Raw genomic sequence first — 8,082 nt, 5'->3', positions numbered from 1 at the left:
CCTGGCCTCCCCCCCCCCCCGTTGGGGGGCCCCGGGCGGGGCCCGCGCGGGTCGCACAGTGGCATGGCGGCGCCTACAGGCGCTCGATGATGGTGACGTTGGCCATGCCCCCGCCCTCGCACATGGTCTGCAGGCCGTAGCGCCCGCCGCGCGCATGCAGGGCGTGGATCAGCGTGGCCATGAGCTTGGTGCCCGAGGCGCCCAGCGGATGGCCCAGCGCAATGGCGCCGCCGTTGACGTTGAGCCGCGCCGGATCGGCGCCCGTGGCCTGCAGCCAGGCCAGGGGCACGGGGGCGAAGGCCTCGTTGACTTCGTACAGGTCGATGTCGGAGATGCGCATGCCGGCCTTCTTCAGCGCGGCCTGGGTGGCGGGGATGGGGGCCTCCAGCATGATCACGGGGTCATGCCCGAGCAGGCTCATGTGGTGGATGCGCGCCAGCGGCTGCACGCCCAGGGCCTTGAGGCCGCGCTCGCTGACCACCATGACGCCGCTGGCGCCATCGCAGATCTGGCTGGCCGTGGCCGCCGTCACGCAGCCGCCCTCGCGGATGGTCTTGACGCCGGCGATGCCCTCCAGCGTGGCGTTGAAGCGTATGCCTTCATCCACCGTGTGCGGCTGGCCTTCGCCCTCGGCACCGCCTTCGGCGCTGCGCGCCTGCACGGCCAGGATCTCGCGGTCGAAGCGGCCCTCGCGCGCGGCCTGCACGGCGCGCTCATGGCTTTGCAGCGCATAGGCGTCCAGCTGGTCCTTGGCCAGGCCGTACTTGCCGGCCATCATCTCGGCGCCCATGAACTGGCTGAACTCCACGCCCGGGTAGCGCTGCTGCATGGCCGGGCTCATGTACACGCCCAGGCCGGCCTTGGCGGGCAGGGCGTTGGGCGTGCCCATGGGCACGCGCGACATGCTCTCCACGCCTGCGGCGATCACCATGTCCATGCTGCCCGACATCACGGCCTGGGCCGCGAAATGCAGTGCCTGCTGGGACGACCCGCACTGCCGGTCCACCGTGGTGCCCGGCACGGACTCGGGCAGGGACGAGGCCAGCACCGCGTTGCGCGCCACGTTCGTCGCCTGCTGGCCGACCTGGCTGACGCAGCCCATGATCACGTCCTCGACCTGGGCCGGGTCGGCCTGGCTGCGGCGCACCAGCTCGTCCAGCACCTGGGCCGCGAGATCGGCCGGATGCCAGCCCGAGAGCTTTCCGCCGCGCTTGCCGCCCGCCGTGCGCGTGGCGGCAACGATGTATGCCTGTGCCATGGATATGTCTCCTGTTCCTGTATTCCTGGGGGGATGGTGGCCCGGCCGGCGCGGGCCGGGCATCGTCGCAAGCGACGATTCCGGCCAGGGAAAACGCGGGGACGGTGCCTGCCGTGAGGCCTGGGCTGTACGCCTAGCGCGGCGCCATGCGGATGGCACCGTCCAGGCGCACGCACTCGCCGTTGAAGTAGCCGTTGGTGATCATGGTCTCGGCCAGGTGGGCGTATTCGTCGGGCTGGCCCAGCCGCTTGGGAAAGGGCACGGAGGCGGCCAGCGCGGCCTTCACGTTGTCGGGCGCGCCCTGCAGCAGCGGCGTGTCGAAGATGCCGGGCAGGATGGTGTTCACGCGGATGCCTTCGCCCATGAGGTCGCGCGCGATGGGCAGGGTCATGCCCGTGATGCCGGCCTTGCTGGCCGAGTAGCTGGCCTGGCCCATCTGCCCGTCCTGCGCCGCCACCGAGGCGGTGTTGACGATGGCGCCGCGCTCGCCGTCGGCCAGCGGCTCCAGCGTGAGCATGCCCGCGGCCGACTTGGCGATGCAGCGGAAGGTGCCCACCAGGTTGATCTGGATGATGCGGTCGAAATTGGCCACGGGCAGGTGCCGGATCTCGCCCGTGGCCTTGTCGCGGCTGGCCGTCTTGACGGCATTGCCCGTGCCCGCGCAGTTGACCAGGATGCGCTCCTGCCCATGGGCCGCGCGGGCCTGGGCAAAGCCCGCGTCCACGCTGGCCTCGTCGGTCACGTCCACGCGGCAGAACAGGCCGCCTGTCTCGCGCGCCAGCGCCTGCCCGGCCGTCTCGTTGAGGTCGAACAGGGCGACGCGCACGCCTTTTGCGGCCAGGCGGCGCGCGGTGGCCGCGCCCAGGCCCGATGCCCCGCCCGTGACGACGGCGCTGATGCTTGCGTCAAGCTGCATGTGAAGGTCTCCTTGGTTGGTGCGTTGGCGGCGCGCCGTTGCCTGTCGCCTTGGATCGGGACAGGCGGCGGTCCGCCACCTATGATCTGCCTCCAAGTCTAGGAATCGCCCCGTCTTGCCGCCATCGTCGAAACCGACGAAAGTGCCCGGTGCCTCACCCCTTCACAGTGCCCCCTGCCTGCATGCAGCCCCCAGCGCCCACCCCTTCCTCCGGCCCCGGTCCGGGTTCCGGCTACGTGCCGCAGGCCAAGCTGAGCCCGCCGCGCGCCGCTGCCGCCCAGGTGGCCCGGCTGGCCGTTGCCGCGCGCTGGCCCGAGGCCTTGCGCGCCCGCGTGGTCCTGGTGCGCGCCCCTGCCGGCTTCGGCAAGACCACGGCCATGCGCCAGATGCGCGAGCGCCTGCAGGCCGAGGGCCAGGCCACGGCGTGGCTGACGCTGGATGCCGCCGACAACGATGTCTCGCGCTTTCTGCAGTGCCTGGGTGCGGCCGTGCGCACCCTGGGAGTGGGGCCGTCGCAAGGCGCCGGCGAGTTGTCCCAGGCCCTGCATGCGCTGGCCGGCGAGGGCCGCTCCTTTGCGCTGTTCATCGATGATTTCGAGGTGCTGCACAACGATGCCGTGCTCGGCCTGGTGCGCCAGCTCATGGAGCAGCTGCCCGAGCGCGGGCGCCTGGTCATAGGCTCGCGCGCGCTGCCGGCCCTGGGACTGGGGCGGCTGCGTACCAGCGGCCAGTTGCTGGAGATCGATGCGGCGCTGCTGCGCTTTTCCGTGGGCGAGGCCGAGGAGTTCTTTCGCCTGCGCGGCTGCCCGCTGCCGCGCGAGGCCCTGGCGCGGCTGCTGGACAAGACCGAAGGCTGGATAGGCGCGCTGTGGCTGGCCTCGCTGGCGCTGGAGCGCCATGGCCCGCACAGCGATTTCATCGAGCGCTTCTCGGGCTCGGAGCGCGCCGTGGCCGACTACCTGGCCGAGGATGTGCTGGCCCAGCAGCCCGCGTCCGTGCGCGACTTCCTGCTGCGCACCAGCATCCTGCGCACGCTGGATGCCCAGGTCTGCCAGGCCCTGGTGCCGCGTGCCGACGGCGCCGCCATGCTGCAGGCGCTGGAGCAGGCCCACCTGTTCCTGGTGCCGCTGGCCGACGAGGCGCAGGGGGGCCAGGGCGGGCACAGCTGGCGCTACCACAGCATGTTTGCCGACTTCCTGCGCGCACAGCTGCTGCGCGAGCAGCCCGGTGAATTGACGCGCCTTCACCTGGCGGCCAGCGGCTGGTACGAATCCTGCGGCCGGCCCGTGCCCGCCATCGAGCATGCGCTGGAAGGCGGCGACCTGCCGCATGCCCTGTCCCTGCTGGCGCGCCACGCCGAGGCGCTGATGGAGCAGGGCCGCATGCGCCTGCTGTCGCGCTGGTTCTCGGCCATGCCGGCGCCGCTGATGGCGCGCGAGCCGCTGCTGCAGGCCGTGGCCGCCTATGCCGACTGCTTCACGCGCGGCCCCTGGCAGGCGCAGCAGCGGCTGGACGCCTTGCGGCCCCGCATGGCCGCGGACCCCGCCGCGCAGGCGCTGGTCATGGCCCTGCAGCCGCTGCTGCTGGCCATGATGGACCGCGTGGAAGAGGCAGCACCCCTGGGCCGCCAGGCGCTGGCCTGCCTGCCCAGCTGCCGGCCGTTCGCGGACAGCTCGCTGACCAATGCCATGGCCTACGTGGTGTCGGTGCTGGGCGATGCCGAGGAGGCCCACCGCCTGCTGGACGCGGCGCGCAGCACCCAGGCCGGCAGCCTGTTCAGCCGCATGTACACCGAGGCCATGGAGGGCGTGCTGGACCTGTCGGGCGGACGGCTGCGGCAGGCGGCATCGCGCTTTCGCGTGGCGCTGGCCGCCACGCCGCGCAGCGCCTCCTACAACCCCACCAACGGCAATGCCTGGGCCGGCGTGCTGCATGCCGGCGTGCTCTACGAGACCAACGACCTCGATGGCGCCGACCACCTGCTCAACGTCTACCTGCCGCTGGCCCGCGACGTGGGCCTGCCCGACCATGTGATCTCCAGCTACCGCATGCGTGCGCGCATTGCCTTCGTGCGTGGCGATGTGGATGCGGCCTTCGGCCTGCTGACCGAACTGGAGTACCTGGGGCATGAACGCCAGCTGCCCCGTGTGACGGCCAGCGCGCGGCTGGAGCATGCGCGCATCTTCGTGCTGCAGGGCAACCGGGCCGCCGCGTCCGAGGCGCTGGAGCGTGCCGACGATCCCGGCGTATGGCCGCGCGTGGAACGCCTGCGCCTGCCGCCGCACGAGGTGGAGGACATCGCCATCGCCCGGCTGCGCTGGGGTCTGCACTTTGGCGACTGCCGTGCCGTGCGCGATGCCATCGCCCCCTTGCTGGCCGATGCGCAACTGCGCGGGCGCCGCCACCGCAGCCTCAAGCTGCAGGTGCTGTGCGCGCTGGCCGAGGCGGGCTGCGGCGACTTGGACGCCGCCGCCGCCAGGCTGGCCCAGCCGCTGCGCCACGGTGCCAGCGAAGGCTTTGTGCGCCTGATGCTCGATGAGGGGCCGCTGCTCGCGCCCGTGCTGCAGCGTGTGCTGTCGCCCTCACTGTCGCTTTCACAGACGCCTTCACTGACGCGCCGCACGGAAGCGGCGGAGCCGGAGGCGGCCGCCCATGCGCAGCGGCTGCTGTCTGCCCTGGGCGAGCCTGCCGAGCCCGCCGATCCCCCCGAGCTGCAGGCAGCGGATGCGCCCCAGGGCCCGGCGCCGGCCACGGCGCTTGCCGAGCCCCTGACCCGCAAGGAGCTGCGCGTGCTGGAATTGCTGGCCTCGGGCTACTCCAATGCGGCCATGGCCGAGAAGCTCTTCGTCTCCGACAGCACGGTGCGCACCCACCTGCGCAGCATCAACCTCAAGCTGGGCGCGCGCAGCCGCACCCAGGCCGTGGCGCTGGCGCGGGAGCTGCGGGTTTTGCGCTAGGCCGCTGGCGGCTCAAGCCTGCAGATGGCGCGCATAGGTCAGGAACACTTCGTCACGCACCCAGCCCAGCGACTCGTACAGCGCCTGGGCGCGCAGGTTGTTGCGGGCCGTGGTCAGGTCCATGCGTGCATGGCCCGTGGCGCGGGCATGGGCTTCGGCCGCCAGCAGCAGGGCGCGGCCCACGCCCAGGCGGCGAGCATCGGGCGCCACGAAGAGGTCGTAGAGCACGTAGATGGGCGCGGCCAGTACAGAGCAGAACGAGGGATAGAGCTGGCAAAAGCCCAGGGCCCTGCCGTCCGGTCGGCGGGCCAGCAGGATGACGGATTCGCCGCGCTCCAGCCGCGCCGTGATGAAGGCCAGCGCCGTGTCGGCATCCGCAGGTTGCTCGTAGAACTGGCGGTAGGCATCGAACAGCGGGGCGATCAGCGCGGCGTCTTCGGGGATGGCGGTGTGTATGGCTGTGGAGTTCATCGGTGGTCCGGGGCGGAGGGTGCCAGCATGGCGCAGGGCAAGGATGCCGTGCTCATATCTTTGCTGAATCTCTCCATTTGGAGATGTGATTTGACCTGGATCATGGACAGACGGAACACTTCCGGCCCATGTCCGAACAAAAGATCGAGTTCTACAAGGGGGCCGCTGGCGGCTGGGGCGCATTGCGCAGCGTGAGCCAGGCTCTGATGCGCCAGGATATCGCCGTCAAGGGCGCCAAGACGCTGCTGTCGGCCAACCAGCCCGACGGCTTCGACTGCCCGGGCTGCGCCTGGCCCGACCGCAACCACCATTCCACCTTCGAGTTCTGCGAGAACGGCGCCAAGGCCGTGGCGGCCGAGGCCACGGCGCGCCGCGTGACGCCCGAATTCTTTGCCCGGCACACGGTGGCCGAGCTCATGGCGCAAAGCGATTTCTGGCTGGAAGACCAGGGCCGGCTCACCGAGCCCATGGCGTACGACGCGGCCAGCGACCGCTACCGGCCCATCGCCTGGGACGACGCCTTTGTGCTGATCGCCCGCCACCTGAACGCGCTGCCCGACCCTGACCAGGCCATCTTCTACACCTCTGGCCGCGCCAGCAACGAGGCAGCCTTTCTGTACCAGCTGTTCGTGCGCGCCTACGGCACCAACAATTTCCCCGACTGCTCCAACATGTGCCACGAGCCCAGCGGCAGCGGCATGAAGCCGCAGATCGGCGTGGGCAAGGGCACGGTGCAGCTGGCCGATTTCGAGCAGGCCGATGCCATCTTCATCTTCGGCCAGAACCCCGGCACCAACCACCCGCGCATGCTGGGCGAGCTGCGCGCAGCCCACAAGCGCGGCGCGCGCATCCTGAGCTTCAACCCGCTGCGCGAGCGCGGGCTGGAGCGCTTCCAGGACCCGCAAAGCAAGCTGGAGATGGCCACCCTGGGCGCCACGCCCATCAGCACGCACTACTTCCAGCTGCGCGTGGGCGGCGACATCGCGGCCGTCAAGGGCATCATGAAGCATGTGATCGCGCAGGACGATGCACTGGGGCATGGGTGCGGCGGCGTGCTGGACCATGCCTTCATCGCCGAACACACCATCGGCTTCGAGGCCCTGGCCGAGGACCTGCGGGCCGAGGACTGGGGCCTGCTCGAGGCCGAATCCGGCCTGAGCCGCGCGCAGATGCAGACGGCGGCCGAGGTCTACATCGCCGCCCGCAGCACCATCGTCTGCTGGGGCATGGGCATCACGCAGCACATGCATTCGGTGGCCGCCGTGCAGATGCTGGTCAACCTGCTGCTGCTGCGCGGCAACATAGGCCGCCCCGGCGCAGGTGCCTGCCCGGTGCGCGGCCATAGCAATGTGCAGGGCGACCGCAGCATGGGCATCTGGGAAAAGCCGCCGGCCGCGCTGCTGGACCGGCTGCAGCAGGTCTTCGGCTTCGAGCCGCCGCGCGCCCACGGCGTGGACGTGGTTGAGTCCATACGCCTCATGCTCGAGGGCCGGGGCAAGGTTTTCTTTGCGCTGGGCGGCAACTTCGCGGCGGCCACGCCCGACACGCATGCCACCTGGCAGGCGCTGCGCCGCTGCGACCTGACCGTGCATGTGACCACCAAGCTCAACCGCAGCCACCTGGTGCACGGCCGCGAGGCGCTGATCCTGCCCTGCCTGGGCCGCACCGAGATCGACATGCAGGCCACCGGCCCGCAGGGCGTGACGGTGGAGGACTCCATGGGCATGGTCCACATCTCCAGCGGCATCAACCCGCCTGCGTCCGAGCACCTGCTCAGCGAGATCGCCATCGTCGCGCGCCTGGCCGCCGCCACGCTGGGCGCGCAGCGGCCCGTGCCCTGGCTGGAGCTGGCTGGCGACTATGCGCGCATACGCGAGCTGATCGAGCAGGTCTTCGACGACTTCCACGACTTCAACGCGCGCGTGGCCGTGCCGGGCGGCTTCAAGCTGCGCAATGCGGCGAGCGAACGCATCTGGGAGACGCCCCGGGGCAAGGCCGGCTTCTTCGTGCACGCCGTGCCGCGCGACACGCCCGTGCACCGCGCGCGCGCCGCGCGCAGCCCCGGCGCATCGCCGGTGTTCACGCTGTTCACCACGCGCTCGCACGACCAGTACAACACCACCATCTATGGCATGGACGACCGCTACCGCGGCGTCTTCGGACAGCGCCGCGTGGTCTTCATCCATGCCGAGGACATCCGCGCCCTGGGCATGAAGAATGGTGACTGGGTGGACCTGCAGACGGTGTGGGATGACGGCCAGCAGCGCAGCGCCGAGCGCTTCAAGCTCGTGGCCTACGACATTCCGCGCGGCTGCATCGCTGCCTACTATCCGGAGACCAATCCGCTGGTGCCGCTGTCGGCCACGGCCATCGTGGCGGGCACGCCCAGCTCCAAGTCCATTCCCGTGCAGCTGGTGGCGCACAGGCTGCCTGCCGTGCCGTCTCCCGCGCTGGAAGAAATGGCGGCCTGAAGTGCAAGG

Annotated in this window: 5 protein-coding genes; 2 read left to right on the top strand and 3 right to left on the bottom strand. The window is 70.8% G+C overall.

Translation table 11 applies throughout. The annotated features are described in order from the left end of the window. Positions 1–73: 73 nt before the first annotated feature. Positions 74–1,258, bottom strand: coding sequence for an acetyl-CoA C-acetyltransferase (locus IAE24_RS23585; RefSeq protein WP_012206616.1), 1,185 nt, complete (start codon positions 1,256–1,258; stop codon positions 74–76). 133 nt (positions 1,259–1,391) lie between these two features. Continuing rightward, the gene (locus IAE24_RS23580) at positions 1,392–2,174 is read right to left on the bottom strand and encodes an SDR family NAD(P)-dependent oxidoreductase (RefSeq protein ID WP_034395951.1); all 783 of its coding nucleotides are present in this window, start codon (positions 2,172–2,174) and stop codon (positions 1,392–1,394) included. A gap of 182 nt (positions 2,175–2,356) precedes the next feature. Between IAE24_RS23580 and IAE24_RS23575 the strand changes: the two genes are divergently transcribed. Then, positions 2,357–5,131 carry a LuxR C-terminal-related transcriptional regulator gene (locus IAE24_RS23575; protein WP_199961856.1) on the top strand — a complete coding sequence of 925 codons (2,775 nt, stop codon included), beginning with the start codon at positions 2,357–2,359 and terminating at the stop codon, positions 5,129–5,131. A gap of 12 nt (positions 5,132–5,143) precedes the next feature. Here the strand turns inward: IAE24_RS23575 and IAE24_RS23570 are convergent, their stop codons facing one another. After that, complete coding sequence (locus IAE24_RS23570; RefSeq protein ID WP_199961855.1) at positions 5,144–5,602, bottom strand: GNAT family N-acetyltransferase; 459 nt, start codon at positions 5,600–5,602, stop codon at positions 5,144–5,146. 128 nt (positions 5,603–5,730) lie between these two features. Here IAE24_RS23570 and IAE24_RS23565 point away from each other — a divergent pair, with 128 nt between their 5' ends. Then, positions 5,731–8,073 carry an FdhF/YdeP family oxidoreductase gene (locus IAE24_RS23565; RefSeq protein WP_199961854.1) on the top strand — a complete coding sequence of 781 codons (2,343 nt, stop codon included), beginning with the start codon at positions 5,731–5,733 and terminating at the stop codon, positions 8,071–8,073. Positions 8,074–8,082: the final 9 nt, after the last annotated feature.

Source organism: Delftia sp. S65 (genome assembly GCF_016516495.1).
Lineage (GTDB): Bacteria > Pseudomonadota > Gammaproteobacteria > Burkholderiales > Burkholderiaceae_C > Comamonas > Comamonas acidovorans.
The sequence above is the reverse complement of the archived record's forward strand: the minus strand, read 5'-3'. Positions and strand labels throughout refer to the sequence as shown.